The 21,613-nt window shown below is 44.9% G+C and carries 19 protein-coding genes; 12 read left to right on the top strand and 7 right to left on the bottom strand.

Annotation, left to right across the window (positions count from 1 at the left end; genetic code table 11):
- Window position 1: 1 nt before the first annotated feature.
- From NYE25_RS14270 to NYE25_RS14255, 4 genes are all read right to left on the bottom strand, one after another.
- Window positions 2-964, bottom strand: coding sequence for a hypothetical protein (locus tag NYE25_RS14270; RefSeq protein WP_341146166.1), 963 nt, complete (start codon window positions 962-964; stop codon window positions 2-4).
- 210 nt (window positions 965-1,174) lie between these two features.
- The gene (locus NYE25_RS14265) at window positions 1,175-1,597 is read right to left on the bottom strand and encodes a type II toxin-antitoxin system HicB family antitoxin (RefSeq protein ID WP_341146165.1); all 423 of its coding nucleotides are present in this window, start codon (window positions 1,595-1,597) and stop codon (window positions 1,175-1,177) included.
- Between the two features lie 37 nt (window positions 1,598-1,634).
- On the bottom strand, window positions 1,635-1,823 hold the full coding sequence (locus NYE25_RS14260; protein WP_341146164.1) for a type II toxin-antitoxin system HicA family toxin: 189 nt from the start codon (window positions 1,821-1,823) through the stop codon (window positions 1,635-1,637).
- A 1,007-nt stretch (window positions 1,824-2,830) separates the two neighbouring features.
- Entirely contained in the window at window positions 2,831-4,075 is a 1,245-nt protein-coding gene (locus NYE25_RS14255; protein ID WP_341146163.1) for a sialidase family protein, read from the bottom strand.
- Between the two features lie 169 nt (window positions 4,076-4,244).
- Here NYE25_RS14255 and NYE25_RS14250 point away from each other — a divergent pair, with 169 nt between their 5' ends.
- The 3 genes from NYE25_RS14250 to NYE25_RS14240 all read left to right on the top strand — a co-directional run bounded on the left by NYE25_RS14250 (window position 4,245) and on the right by NYE25_RS14240 (window position 7,120).
- Complete coding sequence (locus NYE25_RS14250; RefSeq protein WP_341128961.1) at window positions 4,245-4,619, top strand: hypothetical protein; 375 nt, start codon at window positions 4,245-4,247, stop codon at window positions 4,617-4,619.
- Window positions 4,620-4,788: 169 nt separating this feature from the next.
- Entirely contained in the window at window positions 4,789-5,997 is a 1,209-nt protein-coding gene (locus NYE25_RS14245) for a glycosyltransferase family 2 protein (RefSeq protein ID WP_341146162.1), read from the top strand.
- 25 nt (window positions 5,998-6,022) lie between these two features.
- Entirely contained in the window at window positions 6,023-7,120 is a 1,098-nt protein-coding gene (locus tag NYE25_RS14240) for a glycosyltransferase family 4 protein (protein ID WP_341146161.1), read from the top strand.
- A 21-nt stretch (window positions 7,121-7,141) separates the two neighbouring features.
- Here the strand turns inward: NYE25_RS14240 and NYE25_RS14235 are convergent, their stop codons facing one another.
- The gene (locus NYE25_RS14235; protein ID WP_341146160.1) at window positions 7,142-7,822 is read right to left on the bottom strand and encodes an SOS response-associated peptidase; all 681 of its coding nucleotides are present in this window, start codon (window positions 7,820-7,822) and stop codon (window positions 7,142-7,144) included.
- Window positions 7,823-7,947: 125 nt separating this feature from the next.
- Between NYE25_RS14235 and NYE25_RS14230 the strand changes: the two genes are divergently transcribed.
- The 6 genes from NYE25_RS14230 (at window position 7,948) to leuS (ending at window position 14,899) form a co-directional block, all read left to right on the top strand.
- Window positions 7,948-8,397, top strand: coding sequence for a DUF523 domain-containing protein (locus NYE25_RS14230; protein WP_341129594.1), 450 nt, complete (start codon window positions 7,948-7,950; stop codon window positions 8,395-8,397).
- A 230-nt stretch (window positions 8,398-8,627) separates the two neighbouring features.
- A complete protein-coding gene (locus tag NYE25_RS14225; protein WP_341146159.1) occupies window positions 8,628-9,773 on the top strand; it encodes a cysteine desulfurase family protein in 1,146 nt (381 codons plus the stop codon).
- Between the two features lie 99 nt (window positions 9,774-9,872).
- Complete coding sequence (locus NYE25_RS14220) at window positions 9,873-10,394, top strand: PRC-barrel domain-containing protein (RefSeq protein WP_042191050.1); 522 nt, start codon at window positions 9,873-9,875, stop codon at window positions 10,392-10,394.
- A gap of 14 nt (window positions 10,395-10,408) precedes the next feature.
- On the top strand, window positions 10,409-10,618 hold the full coding sequence (locus tag NYE25_RS14215) for a hypothetical protein (RefSeq protein ID WP_036677557.1): 210 nt from the start codon (window positions 10,409-10,411) through the stop codon (window positions 10,616-10,618).
- A 245-nt stretch (window positions 10,619-10,863) separates the two neighbouring features.
- The gene (locus NYE25_RS14210) at window positions 10,864-11,931 is read left to right on the top strand and encodes an AI-2E family transporter (RefSeq protein ID WP_042191048.1); all 1,068 of its coding nucleotides are present in this window, start codon (window positions 10,864-10,866) and stop codon (window positions 11,929-11,931) included.
- Window positions 11,932-12,448: 517 nt separating this feature from the next.
- The gene (leuS, locus tag NYE25_RS14205; protein ID WP_341146158.1) at window positions 12,449-14,899 is read left to right on the top strand and encodes a leucine--tRNA ligase; all 2,451 of its coding nucleotides are present in this window, start codon (window positions 12,449-12,451) and stop codon (window positions 14,897-14,899) included.
- Window positions 14,900-14,958: 59 nt separating this feature from the next.
- On the opposite strand, the gene comER is transcribed toward leuS, so the two are convergent.
- Window positions 14,959-15,810 (bottom strand): late competence protein ComER, encoded by an 852-nt coding sequence (gene comER, locus NYE25_RS14200; protein ID WP_076284823.1) that lies wholly within the window; start codon window positions 15,808-15,810, stop codon window positions 14,959-14,961.
- Window positions 15,811-15,996: 186 nt separating this feature from the next.
- Between comER and NYE25_RS14195 the strand changes: the two genes are divergently transcribed.
- The 3 genes from NYE25_RS14195 (at window position 15,997) to NYE25_RS14185 (ending at window position 20,465) form a co-directional block, all read left to right on the top strand.
- Window positions 15,997-16,635, top strand: a complete 639-nt coding sequence (locus tag NYE25_RS14195) for a ComEA family DNA-binding protein (protein ID WP_341146157.1) — start codon at window positions 15,997-15,999, stop codon at window positions 16,633-16,635.
- Window positions 16,636-16,750: 115 nt separating this feature from the next.
- The gene (locus NYE25_RS14190) at window positions 16,751-17,269 is read left to right on the top strand and encodes a deoxycytidylate deaminase (RefSeq protein ID WP_042191041.1); all 519 of its coding nucleotides are present in this window, start codon (window positions 16,751-16,753) and stop codon (window positions 17,267-17,269) included.
- 520 nt (window positions 17,270-17,789) lie between these two features.
- Window positions 17,790-20,465, top strand: a complete 2,676-nt coding sequence (locus NYE25_RS14185; protein WP_341146156.1) for a ComEC/Rec2 family competence protein — start codon at window positions 17,790-17,792, stop codon at window positions 20,463-20,465.
- A gap of 434 nt (window positions 20,466-20,899) precedes the next feature.
- Here NYE25_RS14185 and NYE25_RS14180 read toward each other — a convergent pair whose 3' ends face one another.
- Complete coding sequence (locus NYE25_RS14180) at window positions 20,900-21,220, bottom strand: transposase (protein WP_341052207.1); 321 nt, start codon at window positions 21,218-21,220, stop codon at window positions 20,900-20,902.
- Window positions 21,221-21,613 lie beyond the last annotated feature (393 nt).

Raw genomic sequence — 21,613 nt, 5'->3', positions numbered from 1 at the left:
TTTATTTGATGTCAACACTCCATTGTCCGTCTGATTTTATCGTAAGAGGGTAAGGTCCTTTTTCTTTAATTGACAAGGCTTTTGACCCTGAGTAATTACCGTTCTCTACGCCCAACAATCTCCCATCCAGTTCAGCCATGAACATTTTTGTTCCCTTGTTTTCGAGATTAAATGTTCTATTACCTGTTTCTAAATTCACGAAAAAAACGTCATCTCCTGATCCTGAAATGGAAGCGGGAGAAGAGTATGTTTTCCCTGCGTAGCTTTGAGTCACATTCACGGACCAGGTTCCGTCGGCTGTTATGTTTATTAGGTAAGAGCCATGTTCAGAGATTTCCTTATATATCCTGCCCGTATATTTCCCGTGATTTGCGACAAGTAACATTTCATCACCTGAAGGACTTAACAAATTCGCGTAGAAATTGGCGTCTCCTGTATAATCAATTTCAAATATGGCATAGCCTGACTCAAGATCGAAAGCGTCAGTGGCTTTTGTACCTGTACCTTTTAAGTGAATAGAAGGAGTTTGTACGTGTGATGAGGTGGCATTTTCCGCGAGGTTATCGATTTCTGGCTCTGTAGTGTAAACGGGAGCGCTGGAGAGTGTCCCACTTGACTCTGGAATGCTGAATGAAGTAACATCCCCTCCAATATCTTCATAAATATTCTTAACCTCTTTTGCGTTCCCCTCTTCTATTGCTTTGGCAATCAAAGAAAAACTATCTGTATTTGGCCCTTCATAATATGACATGATCGAATTAATACCATTGACGGCACTTTCCTTTTCTTCGGAAGTTATTCCCCAAACGCTACTGGCTTGAATTAAGTAAAGTTCTGTTTGTTTCATTAATGCGGTGTTGTCTTTTGTCCAGGAGTGATCATCTTTTTTTCCACAACTCGACAACAGAAGAGCTATTAAAACACCGCCGATCACAAGTTTAGGAATAGATCGGTTTTTGCTCATTTCCATCCTCCAATCCAATAAATATAGATAGTTTATCAGAATTGGATTAATTTTACTATGTTTGTATTTAACAAAGAACATTATATGTAACGGTTAGCTTTGCAAAGCTAGCTCGTAGCGGGTTCCCGCGACCATCCTGCGCTGTAGCGCAAAATGGTTTCGGCCAGTTCCCTTCCGGCCATCATCAGGCGAGATGTACTTTCTTTGGCATTAAAAGCGTTTGTTGTCGATTCCAAGACTTCGTTTCAATCCCTCTTGCAATACTTGGCTAAAGTTCAGATGCTGTTTTTCTGCCTCATCGTTTAACCACTTCGGCACCGTCAGTGTTTTTTTTACAGCCTTGGCTTCCATTGCATCCCTAACAGTTGGCATATAGACTTGGACTTCACAGGCGGCCTCTGTCGGATCTGCTTGCTTCAAGATATCACCGAGCACAGATGGTGAAGGAATAGGGTCATTGTCTTGCTCCATCACATACATAAACCCCTCAAGAGCTTCACGTGCTGCGGTGTGTGCTTCTTCAGCTGTATCACCGGAAGTCAGACATCCGGGCAGATCGGGAAAACGAACAGAGATTCCTTCGTCTGCCGTGTCTAGCAACGCCCAGTAGCGATAAACATCTTTCTTACTCATTTATATTAACCTCCTTGGGGAAGAGGGGCTTGCGCCCCTACAACCCTGCTGATTTTAGGATACTCTTTTGTGTCTTAGGAGGAAAGCTACTTCTAGGATGCGGGACTGTTATTTTCCCTGCCTTCGTTGGATGTTTGAAGTAATGGTGGCTACCATGTACTCCAACTATGTACCAACCGTCTTCTTCGATAATTTTTATGATTTCCCTTGAACTATACGACTTCATCTCAACCCTCCTTATACTTTTTATTATACACGTATATATAATACGTGTCAACGTGTAAATAACACGTGCTATATAAATGGTGCCTCTTTTGTAATGACATAAGATTGATTTGAATACTACTCGAAAAGTAGCGCCATAGGGTTAACTTGGACGGATCCTTTGATGTTTTTCGTTACCCGTAAACTACCCGCAGGCGGCCATGTAAGTTGTACTTTTTGCTTGTAGATTAATGTAGGTGCTAAATTGAAAAGATCCTTGTACAGCACGGGTTTAAACTGTTTATTCTAATCTCTTGTAGATACCCTTAAATATATGTTTTATATCTAACAGGAATCAGAAAACCAGCACGACGAAGTCTGCCTGCTGATTTAATAAAAGCATTCTTAAAAAGTCCTTCCCAAGTTTCTTGGAAAGGACTTTTTTTGAGGTTTACGGGCTGGTTAATAATCTTTGGGATACTGCGTTGGGGTGCTACGGATAGAATGTTTATTCTTTGAATAAATGATGAATGCGGCAGGGGGAATTCAATTGTTTTTAAGTTAGAAGGTCTGACATGTATCCGAAGATTTAATGTTAGGGTTTATTGAATACATTACTGAATGTCACAGTGTTGTCTTTGCTATCGATTATCGGCACATGGGTTGGGACGAAACAAATAAGCTTAGAGCCGCTTAAAAACTTTCTTCACATCTGGCTTAGAAACCTTGGTATTACTTTTTGGATTGAACTGTTGAGATTTGAAGTGAAAGCATTACAGGCAAGACAGGATCGTAAAACAGAAACTGTGAACACATAGCTAGCTGTAACGGTGTAGATGAATAAATAAATTTAGGGAACATCCATGGGGGCGTTCTTTTCTGTTGCAACTCGGACGATACTCTCAATTGCTTGCCTGCGGTATTTGGTATTAGGAGATCATTTCAAAAGACTATGCGTTGTTGGAATATAATACTCATATCATTTTCTCAAGTTGATAAGGTAAACATTATAGAGAATAAGATCTCCGATCAAGTAATAACGATATCAGAGTACCCTGCAAATATTGTCTGCGTACCAGGGCTAGTGTCCGTCCACACGCCGATATATCCTCCCGGCGGAACGGAAGTAATATCAATATAATCTCCAATTAAGGTAACCGGGGTAACACTGCCGGCATTCGGATCAAAGGAAACGTTCGTTATTCTTGTGTTCGTAAATGTCTGACCACCGTTGATAGACCGTGCGACATATACATCTAGTAAGAATCCGTTAACTTGGTTACTGTAATAGATCACATTTACTACACCAGTCAAAGGATCAACATCGATCGCAGGGAAGAAGTTCTGGGATCCTGCGGGTGCACCGGTAATGCTTACAGGGCTGGTCCAAGATATTCCGAGGTCATCTGAGGTCGACATGAATACATCGGAATACCCTTGTCGGAAATCTTGCCAGATGGCATAGGCACGGTTGGTATTAGGACCAACCGAGCGATCCGTTGAAATATTCGCAAACGTCAAGACACGGAAAGCATAACCAGGAACGGGCAGAACTATGGGTACAGGCACGATTAAGGACACGAGGACAGGTGCACCAAACGTTGTTCCACCATCCAGAGAGGTCCTGATCACAAATCGGAATTCTGGATTTGTTGTAATCCATGCGCCGTACACCGTGCCTACCAAATCCACCGCAACATCGGGACGTTCTACCTGATTAGCTTCACTGGATAGTAGAATTGGTGTATCCCATGTCGCTCCATTATCTCGGGACCGGCTTAGGAATGCTGTTGAATTACCGCCGTTGGCTACATTGAACTGATGATTGTAGGAAACATAGATATTTCCTAAATATGGGCTGGATTGCCCTACATCGATTGTGATATTCGTTTCATCATTATTAATGTAGGTTCCATATCCCATATTCACTATTACTGGACTACTGAAGGTAGTGCCGTTGTCGGTAGAAATATAGAATACAGTCGTTCCATCAGAAGCGCCGGGAAATACATGTGCAGCAATGGCAAATGTATTGGGAAAGGAATAGGCAACAGCAGGCGCTTCCGCTCCTGTAAATCCTGGTGGCAGAGGTAGTAAACTTTGCGACCAGTTTGCACCTCCATCTAGAGAGCGATACATCCCTATTAATGGAACTCCGGTCGTAGTGTCGACAGCTACTGCGATCATAATTCCTGGAATAAGCAGATTCACAGCAATATAAGGTTCGAACTTTGGCGGCAAACCTGTTGTGACCTGAAAATTGAAGTTTGTCATTGTCACCTCTCCTTTTTCCTCTTTCATTCTATGTTATGTGATATGGGGAAAGTGAACTGTGTACATGTCTAATTAGCTATTTATCCACGCTTTTCCCATTCCTCTTGCCTCACAACTTCCAAATTATTCCTGAATATATTGATAGAAAATGAGGGAAGGAGTGATGGAAATGCCTTATACCACTGGTCTTATTACGAATACAAGAGCAACAGGAACTGCAGCAAGTTATGTGGCTGTTAGTGTTCGTAATACTAGTAATGCGAACGCAATGATCATCGTCGAAATCTTCGGTGTTCCGTATTCAACGCTTGTACTAACACCGCTTTATGTCACAGGATATTATGTTCCAGCAATGAGTTCTGATATCAGAGAGTTCTTCATTGCGGGGAATGTATCCTACGAGGTTCAGATAAGTACCCCTTTTCCATTAGCAAATGTAGTATGCTCTACGTACGGTTTGGATGAGTTCGGAAATCTTGTTACCGATCAGAGAGTGCTTCAATCGGAATTAACGGAGATTACCGCCCTTTCTATACCTGTATAGAGTAATTGTTTAGACAATCATGCAGTAATCAAGAAGCAACCACCGATAGAAACAGGGTGGTTGCTTCTTTTTTTAGGCGCAATAAATCTCATAAAGGCATTCACACAGGCACAAAGGTGGAATTTAAATATACTAATTTTATACTCCAATGTAGAAAGAGGTAAAAATCATGACGGATGTAGGAGTAGTTATGCCTTTGTATACCCAAAAACCGGAATTCCTCCGGCAAGCTCTGGAGTCTGTTCTGCGCCAAACCTTCACCGAATTTCGACTGATCATTGTAATTGATGGTGCGCCAGATATGGAACCGCTTGTGAGATCAATAATTGCCGAGGATCCAAGGGTAACTATTATCTCTTATGTACAGAACAGGGGTATTGCACATGCGCTGAATACGGGCTTTGATCTTTTATTTAGCGAACCCAGTATTCAGTATTTGAGCTGGGTCTCCAGCGATAATGTTTATGAACCCCGTTTTCTCGAAATCCTTCGAGGGGCACTAGTGAAGGGGCCGCAGGAGCTAGGAATCGTGTACAGTTCTTTTCAAAGTATAGATAACGAGGGAAACCTACTTCATAACGAGCATCAGCTAGCTACTCAGCGAAATTACCAGTCACAGCCCAAAGAGAGATTGCTGGATTACTCGCTTATTGGTGTTTCTTTCATGTACAAATCGCAGGTTGCGAAGCTTGTTGGGGGGTACGGAATGGAGCCGGTGGAGGATTATGATTACTGGCTGAGACTTGCTGAACATTGTGATATTCGCTTTATCCCCGTGGAGCTGGTGAATTATCGTGTGGACTCTACCTTTAGTGTATCTGTACAGTTACATTCCACTGAAAATCATCGGAGATGGAGATATACGTACCACTTGACCCGCCATCAGGCGCGATTCCGTAGAGGGATTCGTCCTATGATTACCGTTTTATTTCCTGTAGTAAATGCTGGTGCGGAGGAAATAGCGAGGATAGAGAATTTGTATGAACAGACGTATAGCAATTATGAGTGTCGGGTGCTGGATTTATCACTTACGGGTCAACCATCTGTACTAATAGGTTCAATCCCTCATCCTGCAACAGAGTTTGTTTACATGCCAGGGGTTGTGGAGTCGCACGCGATTTGTGGAGCGCTAGAGCACTTGTCCACTCCCTACACGATAGTTTTAGGTCCCAAGATTTTCATCGGAACACTCGATATTGAATACATGCTGGAGGCTTTGATTACTACCGGTGGAGATACGATCTCCAATTATTATACGGATGATCATAGCTTGATTGGATTCCGGCATAGACATGTCCCATCGACTAAAAATCACTACTATAATGAGCTGTTTCGAAGCACAGATTTGTATGATTTGTTGAAGATCTATTTTTCCTAAAATAATATGTGAATGAGTGATCGTAATGAAGATTTTGTTCACCTTCTTCAACCCGAGCGGCGGCATGCAGACCCTGAACCGAGTTCGCTGCCAAGCATTACATGATCGCGGTGTAGAGTGTCATTTGTTGTACACACACCCTGGAAAAGGGCAGCAAAATATCCCTAATATTCAAACCTATATTACCAATAATGATGAGGAGATCAGGGGACTGCTCACTCGGGAAGCTTTTGACTTGATTGTAGTGTGTACGGATATTTACTTAGCGGAGCGGTTCAGAGGGTTTGGTTACAAGGGGCCGCTTGTTTTTGAGGTGCAGGGATTGGGGACCTTAGATGAAGCGGAGCAAGTTATTAGTAATTTTAATGAGCGGATTCACAAGCTAACCGATGCACTGCTCTATCCAGAAACCACTCATTTGCAGACGCTTTTTAAAGGTGGATTTCCATCTATTCCTCAATATTGCTTTGACAATCCGATCGATTGCGATCAGTTTGGATATACCAATTATCCCGCAAAAAGCTTTCCCATCCTCGGCTGGGTGGGACGAATTCAAACGAATAAGAACTGGAGAGAATTTCTACAAATCGGACAACGGCTGCTGGTGATCCATCCAGAGCTTTATTTATGGATTTTTCAGGACGATACTTTGTTTGAGCCGGAGCAAAAAGAGAGCTTCGAACAATTTGTAGCCGAGACAGGGATTTCCTCACGTTTGATTTCGCATTCCAATGTTCCTCACGGGCAAATGGCAGATTATATGAGCATTATTGGTGACTCGGGAGGATTGCTCTGTTCTACTTCTATTCTCGAGGGATTTGGGTATGCGGTAGCAGAGGCGATGTTGTGTCGTTGTCCTGTACTTACTACGGATTCGGATGGCATTCGGAGACTTGTCATTAATAATCATACTGGAAAAATATACACAAGAGGGCAGCTGGATGAAGCTGTGAATGCTGCTTTATCTTTAATGCATGATCCAGCACTGCGGGACAGAATTAGGATGAATGGCGAATGGCATATCCGAAACAATCTTTCCTCCGGGCTGTATGCGGATAGATTTCTCCAGATGTCTCATCAATTGGTGAGACGCCGGTCTAAGATCGAGCGCCGATGGTCTTAACTCTGCGGTTAAGCCGCAGGGTTAAGATGTTTTCTGTGCCTTTTCAATTAATTCCTTTGCATCATTCCTAACATTTCCGACAGCCATGGAAACTGGATAGGCTCGCATTAGTTGTTGATCATACGGTTTCAGGAGTCTTATTAGAGAGGTAGTGTCCTGATTGCCCCGATCCAGCCACTCTGTCTCATCCTCAGGCTTTAAAATAACCGGCATGCGATTATGGATTTCAGCCATAAGCTCGTTCGGAGTAGTCGTTATAATCGTGCAGGTACTTAGTTTATTACCCTCAGGGTCCATCCAAATATCATATAATCCGGCCATAGAGAAAATACCTCCATCGCGCATCACGATCCGCATGGGTTGTTTGCTGCTGCCCCGCACCTTCCATTCGTAGAAGCCGTCAGATGGGATGATGCAGCGGCGTGAGCTTACTAAGCGCTTGAAAGAAGGTTTCTCCAGCAGCGACTCTGCCCGGGCATTGATCATTTTGCTGCCGATTTTGTCATCCTTTGCCCATGAAGGAACCAGGCCCCAACGCAGTTCCCCAAGCTTATTGCTGGAACCTGTATGAATGACTGCCGGAATTTGCTGCATGGGCGCGGCGTTATATTTAGGGGCATAGTGGATAATGGTTGAATCATTCGCAAAATATCTGACCATCAACTCTTCCATAGTGACGGTTATTGTATAGCGTCCGCACATTATTTACACTCCCCAGTCAGTAGATTAGAAGTTCACTCCGTTTACAGCTTAATTTCATCATGTTATGCTCGGAATATTTCTTATTATAAACGAAGCGGAATGAATGAAGAAAGAGGTGCTCATTGGTGATTTTGGTAAGCTCTTGTCTAGCTGGCATGAAGGTGAGATATAATGGTACGGATTGTTTGGATGAGAAAATTCAGAAGCTTTTAAATGAGAATCAAGCGATTGCTGTGTGTCCAGAGTTGCTAGGAGGATTCTCAACGCCTAGAGAACCAGCCGAAATCATTGGTGGGAATGGCGAGGATGTGCTGGCAGGGACGGCTAAAGTAGTAGATCGATCAGGTACAGATGTTACAGATATGTATTTAGAGGGTGCTTATATTACGCTTGCAAAAGCCCAAGAGGTATCAGCTACGATGGTAGTGCTTAAAGAAAACAGTCCTTCTTGCGGCAGCAGTATGATTTATAATGGGGAATTCAAAGGGAAGAAAATAGCCGGAAATGGCGTTACTACAGCTTTACTTAGAAAAAATGGCATTGAGGTAACCTCTGAAGAGAACTGGCTACTATAATCCTAGCTTTCATAGGGAAATGATTACAATATTGTGTTCTTTCGCTTGTGGAAAACTCACTTCTCGCGCGGTATAATTTAATAGTTCCAAGTATAAACGTCTTCTTCGTCCTTTTTAGGACGGTCAGCGTTTAAGCGAGAAATATAAGGATAATGTATAATGTGAAACTTATACCTTCTTATATTTTTAGAAGAACTAGTTTCCTATACTCTAGAAGCGGAGAAATGAATATGAAATCCATCTATTTGGACCACGCCGCATCAACCCCGGTTCATCCCGAGGTGGCTAAGGTCATGCTGAATATAATGACAGAACAATACGGAAATGCATCGAGTGTACATCAGTTCGGGCGTTCAGCTAAAAGAATATTGAACGGGGCGCGCGATAATATCGCCGCCTTTTTGGGCTGTTCCCCTGACGAGTGGGTGTTCACTGGAGGCGGCACCGAGAGCGACAATTTAGCGCTCTATGGAGCAGCAACTGCAGTTTCCCATAAAGGAAAACATATTATCACCACCCAGATCGAGCATCATGCAGTGTTACATACCTGCGAAGAGCTAGAGAAGGAAGGCTTCAAAGTTACCTATCTCCCTGTGGATTCGACGGGCAGGGTATCTGCTACAGACGTAGAGGCTGCATTGCAGGAAGACACGGTGTTGATCAGCGTAATGTATGCCAATAATGAAGTAGGCACCGTTCAGCCTATTCAGGAGATTGGTCAGCTTGCTAGAGAACGGGGAATTCTGTTCCATGTAGATGCTGTACAAGCTCTAGGTGCACTCCCTATTACACTCCGAGAGCTTCCAGTAGATTACATGAGCTTTACTGCTCATAAGATCAATGGGCCTCAAGGGATCGGTGGTTTATACGTTCGAAGCGGAGCGCCACTGCATCCAAGACTTCATGGTGGCCTTCAGGAGCGCGGCAGACGTGCCGGAACAGAGAATCTAGCCGGAGCAGCTGGGTTTGCCAAAGCCGTTGAAATAGCGGTTAAGGGGCTGTCAGAACGTCAACAGAATATGAAGCTCCTACGCAGTAGACTGCTCGAGGAGCTGGATACTCTGATTGGACGGGAGCGTTACTCGCTTAACGGTAATACCGAGGAGTTTTTGCCTAGTATTCTGAATTTGAGCTTCCCAGGGGCTGGGACAGATGTTATGCTGATGAACCTGGATATGGAGGGGATTGCGGCAGCAAGTGGTTCGGCTTGCACCTCAGGATCCCTGGAAATATCTCATGTTCTGAAAGCAATGGGACTTCCCCAAAATATTTTAGAGTCTGCGATTCGATTTAGTATCGGTTTGGGTAATACTACTGAAGAAATCGAGTACGTTGCTCGAAAAGTTGAAACCATTTTGAATCGCCTACGTAAATGAGACTTGTTACTCTAGGTTTCGATCTGTATCGGGGCGATTCGGGCTTTTGGCTTTCTGAGAACTCGTAAGTACACTCAAAGTGAGGGGACCGAGGCAGCCATGAGACTACAAGATCTGATCGGCTTGGCTGTATTTGAAGTTGAAGAGGGGAATGAAATCGGCAAGATTGTCGATATTCTACTCGATTCAAACTGGAATATTACGGGTATTGAACTGGAAAGCAAATCTTTTTTTGGTGGCCATGTGAAATTTGTGGCATGGAAAGATATTGTGGCCTACGGCGAGGATGCTGTCATGATTCGGAGTAAAGAGTCGATTGATAAGACAGATGCCGATCATATACCTTGTACTTTTCTATTAGGAAAGAACAAACTTAAGGATTTGAAAGTACTGACTACAACTGGAACTATACTTGGACGAATATCGGATGTTTATTTTGACCAAAAGTTGGGAAACACAATAGGAGCGCTGGAAATCAGTGACGGGCTTGTGACTGATTTGATCGAAGGCCGCAAATGGCTGCCTTGTTCTGATGAGATGTCCATTGGTGAGAATGCTTTAATGGTTCCTGCAATGAGCGAAGAACGGCTACAAAAAGCCATTAATATTGTTAACGGATAGGTGGAATGTATTATATGAAGTGTCCAAATTGTAACTCCAAAGATATCGGAAAGATTGGTTCCCACCAGTTCTATTGCTGGGGCTGTTTCATTGAATTGACGGTAAACGGCGAGAAAATGTCGGTGTATCAAGTTGAAGAAGATGGCACACTCAGCTCGCTGGACGATCTCTTCTCCGGGGATGATATGACTCAGGATTTCCCGCAAATTCATGCGTCGTCTTAACTATGAATCTTGCTTTGTAAGCAAGAATGATCTATGTACTTAAAGCGTCAATCTCCTTTCAGTTGAAATCAGCTGCAGGGTTATTGGCGCTTTTTTTGGGTTCCCCGCAAAGTACCTGATTCAGCATCGAAGCAAAAGCCTCACTTTGTGGGGTTATTTTGTGTGCTTGATGGTTATTTTGCTGCGGCCATACATATACTTATTTACGAAGCTAGTCCAGGCTACAGTCGCAGGAGGGTACACTCATGGAGCAATGGTCCCAAAGTAAGTGGTTCCGCTGGATGATCGGAGTGCTGCTCTCCCTGATCATTTTGTATTTTGTTTGGTTGCTTCGTCCGATGCTGCAGGGGATATTTGTATTTTTGAAGGCAATCCTCGCTCCATTTCTGGCAGCTATGATTATTTCCTACGTGCTGAATCCCGTCGTTAGTATGCTGGCTGGACGGAAGATGCCGCGTAGTGTAGCTGTTCTACTTATATATGCAGTATTCCTAACGGCGATTGCAGTGATCGCAATTAACCTTATCCCGATGTTTATCGAGCAGCTTGAAGAGTTGAATGAACATTTGCCAGAGATGACGCTGCAAGCCCAAGGGCTGATGCGACATATGAATTCTAGACTAATCCCGCCCGGGGTCGAGATGGGGATGAACAACTGGTTTTTCCAATTGGAAAGTCGTCTCGCCGAAGGGATTTCTAATTTTCTCGATAATATAGGGACAACGATTAATGTGCTGTTCAATGCTTTCATCGTACCGTTTCTAGTGTTCTATATTCTGAAGGATTTTGATGTGTTTGAGCGGACGGTGGTGTCTTGTCTGCCCCGCGCACGCCGTAAGTCTATTGTAACTTTGTTAAAAGATATCGATGATGCACTAGGCAACTACATTCGTGGACAGTTTCTGGTCTGCATTATTATAGGTGTGCTTGCTTATATCGGTTATGCCATCATCGGAATGCCGTATGCTTTACTATTTGCGAGTGTGGTGGCAGTGTTCAATATTGTTCCGTATATGGGTCCCTTTTTGGGGGCTGCACCAGCCATTGTAATGGCTTCGACTGTTTCTTTTCGTTTAGTGCTGTTGGTTGCAGTGGTTAACACAGTGTGCCAAATCGTGGAAAGTAACATTATTTCACCACAGGTGGTGGGAAAGAAGCTGCATTTGCATCCACTGCTCATTATTTTTGCGCTTCTGGTTGGCGGTGAATTGGCGGGAATGATCGGACTTATCCTTGCTGTACCGTTCTTCGCGGCTGCAAAAGTCGTTATTCAACACTTTATGACGTATTTAATCAAACGAAAGCCCGTGTAAATAGGGTAAAACATTGACTATAGTCAACAGTTTTGTATATAATGTTGGGGAATATTACTGATGAACAGTCGGTATATATAGTTGATCGATGATGAGGAGTATTAATTCTATACCGTTATTGCAGAGAGCCGGCACTAAGGTGCGAGCCGGTTAACGGAACGGAGTGAACTCACCTCGGAGTAACGGCGCAAGTTTCAGGATATCCACTAGACATAATGGATGTCCTAGGTGAACCGCCGTCGCCTCACCCCCGCTAAAGGGTGCAAAGTGAGTGGCAGAATAAAGTATATTCAGCCGCTAACTAGGGTGGTACCACGGGAATTATAACCTCTCGTCCCTAGCGATAATACGCTAGGGATGGGAGGTTTTTTTGTAAATATAAGAGGGTATAGGTTTCACGAAATACTTCATGTCTTATATTTCTCGCATAAACGCTTGTCGTCCTTATAAGGATGCTGATGTCAGTTTATGCTTGGTTAAGAAATCTAAGTAGTAACACTCCAAGGAGGAGCAGACAATGAGCGACAATCAAACAAACAGTATACCTGCCGGCGGTTACCGGGCGCAGGCTATTGAACCCAAGTGGCAAAAGTTCTGGGATGAGAACAAAAGTTTTAAGACAGGTGAAGATCCAACCAAACCGAATTTCTATGCACTGGATATGTTCCCGTACCCTTCAGGTGCAGGACTGCACGTAGGTCATCCAGAAGGCTACACAGCAACGGATATCGTATCCCGTTACAAACGGATGCGTGGTTTTAACGTGCTGCACCCAATGGGCTGGGATGCTTTTGGACTTCCTGCAGAGCAGTATGCAATGGATACAGGTCAGCATCCACGTGATTTTACAGATAAGAACATCGATAATTTCCGTCGTCAGATCAAATCGCTGGGTTTCTCCTACGACTGGGATCGCGAGATCAGCACTACAGATCCAGATTATTACAAATGGACGCAGTGGATTTTCATCCAGTTGTACAACAAAGGCTTGGCTTATGTAGCAGAAGTACCTGTTAACTGGTGCGAGGCATTGGGTACAGTACTTGCCAACGAAGAAGTTATTGATGGTAAAAGTGAGCGCGGAGGCCATCCGGTTGTCCGCAAACCGATGCGTCAGTGGATTCTGAGAATTACTGAATATGCTGAGCGTCTGCTTGAAGATCTGGAAGAGCTGGATTGGTCTGAGAGCATCAAGGATATGCAGCGCAACTGGATCGGCAAATCCACAGGTGCAGAAGTGAACTTTGAAATTGAAGGTCACGATGCTAGCCTGACCGTGTTTACAACACGTCCAGATACATTGTTCGGAGCTAGCTACTGCGTATTAGCACCAGAGCATGAACTGGTTGATGCCATTACAACAGAAGCACAACGTGCAGCGATTTCAGAATATCGTGTGAAAGCTTCTCATAAGAGCGATCTGGAACGTACAGATTTGGCTAAAGAGAAGAGCGGTGTATTCACGGGTGCGTATGCAATCAATCCTGTGAATGGCGCCAAGGCACCGATCTGGATTGCAGATTATGTACTTGCCGGATATGGAACGGGTGCGATCATGGCGGTTCCAGGTCACGATACGCGCGACTGGGAATTTGCTAAACAATTCGGCCTGAATATCGTGGAAGTCGTACAAGGTGGCAACGTTGAAGAAGAGGCGTATTCCGGAGACGGACCGCATGTCAATTCTGATTTTTTGAATGGACTTAAGAATGAAGAAGCGATTGCGAAGATGATTGCTTGGCTGGAAGAGAAGGGCGTAGGTAAAGGTAAAGTAACCTATCGTCTGCGTGATTGGCTGTTCAGCCGTCAACGTTACTGGGGAGAGCCGATTCCAATTCTGCATCTGGAAGACGGTACAATGAAGACTGTTCCGGTTGATCAGCTGCCGCTGGTACTGCCTGATGTAGATGCGATTAAACCTTCGGGTACTGGGGAGTCTCCGCTTGCCAATGTAACAGAGTGGGTGGAAACGATCGATCCTGAGACTGGTATGAAGGCTCGCCGTGAGACCAACACCATGCCGCAATGGGCGGGCAGCTGCTGGTACTACCTGCGTTATATTGATCCGAAAAATGATCAAGAGCTGTGCTCCCCTGAGAAGCAAAAAGCATGGCTTCCAGTGGATCTGTACATTGGCGGAGCGGAGCATGCCGTACTTCACTTGCTCTATGCACGTTTCTGGCACAAGGTGCTTTATGATATCGGCGTAGTGGAAACGAAAGAGCCGTTCCATAAGCTGGTTAACCAAGGCATGATTCTTGGAAATAATAATGAAAAAATGAGTAAATCACGCGGAAATGTCATCAACCCAGATGAAATTGTTGAAGCTTTCGGTGCGGATACACTGCGTGTCTATGAAATGTTTATGGGCCCTCTGGAAGCAACCAAACCTTGGAATGAAAAGGGTGTTGAAGGGGTTCACCGGTTCTTGTCCCGTGTATGGCGCCTGTTCGTGAATGAGGAAGGTAAGCTCAATTCCAAAATCACAGCAGATGGCGGTACGGAAGAGTTCAAACGTACTTGGCACAAAACGATTAAGAAAGTCACTGAGGATTTCGAACATCTGCGTTTCAATACGGCGATTAGCCAGTTGATGATTTTCATTAACGATGCCTACAAGCAAGAAACCTTGTCCCATGAAGCTGCCGAACACTTTGTGCAAATGTTGTCACCACTGGCGCCGCATATTGCTGAAGAGCTGTGGCAACTGCTTGGTCATGAAGGAAGCATCAGCTACGTGGCTTGGCCAACTTATGATGAAGCATGGACAGTCGATGCTGAGGTTGAAATCGTTATTCAAGTTAATGGTAAAATCGTACAACGCGCCCTGATTCCGCTGGATATGGGTCAGGAAGAAATGCAAGCTCATGCGCTGTCACTTCCTAATGTGAGTGCAGCTGTAGAAGGTAAAACCGTACGCAAGATTATTGCGGTTCCTGGCAAGCTTGTAAATATTGTAGTGGGTTAAGCGAAGAACGCAATTCTGCCCGCAGCATCGGAGAAATCCGTGCTGCGGGCTTTGTTGTTCTAGCGTTCTTTAGGACCCTGATTAATAGTGTCGTGTCCGAATAGCTCATCAAGCTTAATAACATCCTCATCATATTTATCATGCGTTGTCGTGATGAGGCGTTCAAATACACCATCTAGACTGGTACGTAAGTGGTTTAACGCTTCTGCGGTAATGCCACCGCGAACAGCGACCCGTTCTTGAAGCTCTTGCGGGGTAAACTCCCCTTCTGTCAGTAATTTGCCTGTTCCAAGCAGCATTTCACCAGCGAGTCGACTGATTAATGTCTCTTCAATTCCAGTGGCCTCAACGGCTGCTTCTATCCATCGCTCAATGAAATAGCTTAAGAACGCAGGTCCACAGCTGGAGAAATCAGAAGCGATTCGGGTATGTGCTTCTTGGATTTCTAATGGAACACCTATGAAAGACAATAGCTGTAGCAGTACAAGCCTGTCTTCTTTATTAAGCCTGCTGCCAAATATGCACAGTGAAGTCCCACTCTTGACGCAGTGCGTAATGCTTGGGATGATCTTGGCAATTTTGGACGGCAAAGCGGATTCCAGATGATGTAATTGAACTGGACTTGTAATGGATACGACAATTTGCTCACTCCGGAGACATGAGCCGATCTCATCTGTTAATGTTTTAAATTCAAGTGGCTTTACGCATAAAAAAACGATATCACTTCCTAACGCTGTCTCCCTATTGCTTCCGCAAATGGAAATGCCGGGGTGACGCTTCTCAAGCTCCAGCAGCTTGTTCAGGCTGCGGTTGCTGGCAAGCACATCACACGGTTCTAGCGCTCCGGAAGAAAGAAAGGCGTCGATCAGCAGGCTGCCCATGCTGCCTGTTCCGATAAATCCTACTTTCACCTGTGGTTCCTCCTTTCTAGCATTGCTTTTTACTAACTGACATGAATTCTCTTCGTTATATGTATGCAGGATAGCCTTGGACAAATGACAGGTTTTGTATGAATTATTAAAGGGAATTCCAATTAAAGGAATGTATGAAGATTCACAAAAAAGTATAGGACGAATTTTCGTGAGGGGGAGCGCATTTTGAATAAAGGGAGTGTAGTGCTCGGAGTGGCTGTAGCTTTACTGGGTGGTGGGTTGCTATGGTCTGCAGGGAACAAGGGGGATTCCGGCATTGCCGGATGGGAAACCTTGAATGGAAGCATGGAACAAGCGATTGGAGTCGCTGAGCCAGATGAAGCTTCGGCTACAGAGGGCAAAGTGGGAGGCCAGCAGACGAAGGTAGATAAGCAAAGTGCTGGGAAAGTTACAGTGGGAGCCGAAGCTATTGGGAAGACTGATGCTTCTGGGAAAACAGATAGTGCTGGAAAGGCTGAAGTTAGTGATAAGTCTGATCCTGCTCAGAAGGTGAAGGATACTGCACAAGTAGAACATACTGTCCCGACTCCAGTAGATGAAAAAGCGACAACAGTTACTGGAGAGAATGCTTTGGAGGCGCTTGAGGTTACCACGTCAGTCGCTTCACAGGAAGGTAAAATAAATGTGAACACTGCGGGTGCTAAGGAGCTGATGGATCTTCCGGGCATCGGAGAGAAGAAGGCCCAGACTATAATCGATTACCGCAACCGTGAAGGGGCTTTTCGTAGTCTGTCAGATTTGGGGAAGGTGAAGGGGATCGGGCCCAAAATGCTGGAAAAGCTAAAGCCTTTAGTAGTATTTTGAAGATAAATGGGTATTGAAGGTACTGTTGAATGTGCTACAACCGTTGTCCTAGTGAATACTTGCGGGGATGTGCTACAATAGTTAACAACTATTTAGAAGGATATGGAGATTGATTATGACTGCTGCTTATCGTAAAGACTGGGATACTTACTTCATGGACATTGCCTGCATGGTCTCAACTCGTTCACGCTGTAATCGCCGACATGTGGGTGCTGTGCTGGTACAAGGCAAGAAGTTGCTAGGAACAGCGTACAACGGGGCGCCAATGGGCGTACCTGATTGTTCAGAGGCAGGCTGTATGCTCTCGGAGCAATATGAAATGGAAATCGTGGATGGCGTAGAGACAATGGTGAAGAAACAGCGCTGTATTCGCACAATTCATGCGGAACAGAATTTATTGCTATTTACAGACCGAATCGATCGGGAAGGCAGTACCGTCTATGTGACAGATGAGCCTTGCTGGACCTGCGCAAATATGCTGGCGAACAGTGGTATCGTGGAAATCGTGTATTACCGACCTTACCGTAAGGATATGGAAAAGGTTGAAGCGATGATGGCTGCCAAGGGTATCATATTTCGTCAATTGGAGAACTATGAGCCGCCAAGTGAAACGATGATCAAAGTATCGGAATAGCTGAACTGCACAACACCAATTTAATAAGATGGCTTGAGGAAGAACCTCTTGTGCGCTTTTATGGCGTATGTAGAGGTTCTTTTTTTGCGTAAATGAAAGGTTCGATGGTTCGATCAAAGAAGGACGCACGAATAAGTAGCACGGTGTAACTCAAAGATGCTGATCGTTTGTTGGTTGATTAAACAGTAACGATAACCGGCGAATAAACCTGCAAAAGTACATCTCTTACTGATACAAAGAGGGAAAAAACAAGAATTCCTGCAAATCTGCAGTTATTTTTGGTCCAGAAGAAGCCATCGAGCCATAAGTGAGGATATACCTGTATATTTGCAGTTTTTGGACTTCGTGAAGAGGATATCTGTTCAAAAAGCTGCACATTTGCAGGCTTTCTCTAGTCCGGCGAAAGGTACGCAGCAAAAAGTATGGATCAATAAAAGGCAATAACATTCGCATTGTGGGATATGAGCCGAGGCTCATGAAAGATTTTTTTATCCAGTATTGATAAAGGGGGGATGGAAACGTGAAGGAAAGACCTTTACTAAGCTTTACGGCATGCTGGGTGGCTGGAAGCGCAGTGGCTTGCTTAAACTCAGGGAACGGAATGCTGTTGGCTTGGGCTGGATTAATATTTTTGCTGATAAGTCTGAGGGTGTGGGGAACAATGAGCTGGAAATACATAGCTGTGTTGTGTATGTCCATTTCTTTAGCAGCTGGATATTGGGAGTGGAACGAAGCTCGCAATATTAGCGGAATTCCTGAACCGCTGGGTAGCACGATTGCAGAGCTGAATGGGAGTCCCGTGGAAGCTAGAGGCACGATCGTTTCCGGCGTGGAACGGGATGGGGATCGGGTTGATTTTATAATGAAGCTCTCACATATGAATCTGCTTGCAGAGGATGGTGAGAAAGTATCTGAGAATATGGATGAACAAGATAAAAGGGTGCAGGGAGAGTTAATCGCGGTGCAGATCAAACTTCTGGCTGAGCAAGAAATTGCTGTCGCTGCGGAGTGGCGAAGAGGGGATGAGGTGCTGCTTAATGGCGTGCTGGAAGAGCCGGCAGTAGCGCGTAATTTTGGAGGCTTCGATTATCGTGCCTATTTACATACGAAGAAGATTCATTGGCTATTGAAGGGGCAGGGAGCGGAAAATATAAGGGTAACCGTGCCAGATTCATGGAGTCCGTTAACGATTTTTCGCTTAAATGACAGCGCGCGAACGGCCCTTGGGGCGGAGCTGAACCATCTTTTTCAAGGACGCCACTCTGGGTATATGAAGGGCTTAATCATTGGGATGCAGGATGATCTCGATCCGGATACCTTTAAGCAGTTCTCCCAGCTCGGTTTGACGCATATTCTCGCTATTTCAGGTATGCATGTAGCGGTGTATGTAGGTGTTCTTTTATTTCTGTTCAGACGCTTACGCCTGACAAAAGAGACCGCACTAACGCTCACTTTCTTACTCGTTCCGGTATACGTCCTCTTGTCTGGTGCGGGTCCGTCCATTGTGCGTGCGGGGCTGATGAGTATGATTGCCTTGCTCGCTGCACGAGTTGGGATGCTGAAGGATGGACTGAATATTTTGGCGGCATCGGCACTGGTTATGTTGATCTGGAATCCTTATATGCTGCTCAGTGTCAGCTTCCAGCTGTCTTTTCTGGTGACCCTGGGTTTGATGGTGTACGTTCCGCTTATGAATCCTGTTTTGAGCATACTGCCACGCTGGCTTAAAGGTGCGGTCTCTGTGACGTTAGTGGCCCAATTAGTTTCTTTCCCGCTCACGATTTATTATTTTAATCAGTTTTCGCTACTGTCCTTTGTCGCCAATTTGGTCTTTGTGCCTTTTATTACTTTTGTAGTATTGCCGCTTGGGACACTTGCGCTACTGCTTGGACGACTGTGGGAAGATGCAGCAAAAGTACTGGCACATGTTACGGAGCTGCTGAATAACTTTACTTTTTACGCTGTGGAATGGATCAACGAATTTGCTGGTGGAGTTTTGATTTGGGGCTCGCCTTCACTGCTGTGGATCGGGGTGTACTATGTTTTGTTGTATGGTCTGCTGTATGTTGCCAAGCGAAGAAAGGAAGCTCGTTCTGCACCGCAATATATGGAGGATGAGACGAGACCATTAGCGGAGGCTGGTTTATCTGTGAACAGTCACGGTGGGTTTGGGAGAGTGGAGAATGCACGGTTTGCTATTGGTGCTTCTAAGGTTGGACGCTGGAGCGGAGAGATTGTTCTACTATTGGCAGTTGGACTGGGGATGTTGCTGTATAGGGGTTATCAGTCGGATGGTCAAGCGGGTAGAAGTACAATTAGTTATCTGGATATCGGACAAGGCGACAGCATTCTCATCACTACACCGAGCGGAGCACATATTCTAGTGGACGGTGGTGGAACCTTAAACTTTGGTCAAAAAGAAGAGTGGCGCGTTCGCCGAAGTCCGTTTGAGGTTGGAGCTAAAGTGCTGGTGCCTCTGCTGAAAAAACGTGGTATTCACCGTTTAGATGCGATTATTTTGACACATGGAGATCAGGATCATGCCGGAGGACTCCAAGCCGTGTTGGAAGAGATTCCGGTTTCGGCGTTGCTTTTTAATGGAACGTTAGTTGATCGTGAGTTTTATATGGGGATGATGAGGACTGCACTAGAGAAGGATGTTCAGCTGTATGCTGTACATCAAGGAATGACTCTTTCCCCGGATGATAAGACGGAGCTGTCCTTTTTATGGCCGGAGGGAAGGGGTGGAGAAGCGTCGGGTACTCCTTATCAGAATGGCATTCCTTTACTTGAAGAGCAGAACCACGATTCGGTAGCTTTTCGCTTAGAAATGAATGGTAGGAACTTTCTATTCACCGGAGATATGGATCTGGAAGCCGAGGAGGAGATTGTAGAGCAGGCTAAGCAAAAGGGCATCAGCGCTGGACCTGTCATTGATGTGCTGAAGGTGGCTCACCATGGGAGCAAGACATCTTCTGGCGAAGCTTGGCTTGACTTCTGGCAGCCTGTAGCAGCGGTGATTTCTGCGGGAGTCAACAACCTGTACGGTCACCCGAAACCTGAGGTGTTGGAGCGATTGTTGGATAGACATGCGGCTATCTTCCGGACGGATCAGCAGGGGGAGATACAGATGCGGGTGCGGGCGGAGGGGGTTGAAGTGCGATATAAGTTGGTGGAGGAAAAGGTAGGGGGATAGGGAGGGGAGGTAGAGAAGGTGGGTAGATGGAAAGGTAGTAGATTAGAAAATAGGATAGAAAGAAGGATGGGGGTTTAGGAGAGTGATAGAGTGTTAAAGGAGAGGGGAGCGTGCCTAGCTCCTCCCATTGCACTTTGTGCAATAGAATGCACTCCAAAGTAGCTGGATCTTCATTCTATTGTATTTTGTACACTCAAAATGAGGAAAAGAGCCTATTTCTCTGCGATTCGTTCGGCTGAATGCCAATGCAGATTTGTAGCGAGAATGACGGGATTACCTTTCGGATCTTTTAGCATCACCACCCGAAATCGGTTCTGAGTGACTTACATAATTGGCAGGTCAAATCCTGCTCAATCGTTCCCGTGAAAGGGCGTTTGCGTTCTCTTGGAATCGGATTCTGGAAGGTCGTATTGTTACGAAGCCGAATCACAAAATTACCGATTTTCTTGCTCTTGATAGTTGTCAAATACCTTATGCTTGCCATACGCCCGGTCTGCTACCAAATTATATCTCCAGTCCAATAAGTCTGGGCGGCTCTTCGGATCAGGTTCATATCCCGTCGTTTCGGTAACTTTGTGCAATTTTCCGTGGTCTCCAATGATCCCTACGTGTAGCTTAATACACGCTTTTTGACCTTTGTGTGGAGCCCAAGGCAGCCGTCCCAACCCTACCGTAATTGTGGTAAAATCAACGACCAGCAACTCCTTTGGAATGCCGAGTACACGCCGAGTCTTTTGATTGCACAACCCAATCATAAGATCTAGCAAACGCTTGAATAATTTAAAAAGGAACGTCTTTGGCTTTTTTGGAGAGAGTAGAATGATCTACAGAACGTTGCCAACAAAGGGCCATTCGCTGCTCTCCGTCCCGGTATCCATCCCACTGATGGAAGGTGGCTTCGCTCAAAATAGAAACAAATCATATACAGTAAGCTTTCTTGCCACATCAATATACTTCAGCTCTTTAAGAAGATGGAGTACCTTTTCCTCGGGAATCACCAATTGCAGAATATTCGATAATGAAGTAGACTTTCTCAACTCATAGTTTCCACTCGAAAAATGTTTGTTTTGTGAACGTACGGATCATATTCAGTAGTATAAAATGATAATAACTATTTATGATATATGCTTCATTTTGCATCCCCCTTA

The organism is Paenibacillus sp. FSL E2-8871, from assembly GCF_038000345.1.
GTDB lineage: Bacteria > Bacillota > Bacilli > Paenibacillales > Paenibacillaceae > Paenibacillus_AQ.
This window is presented reverse-complemented; position numbering and strand designations above follow the sequence as displayed.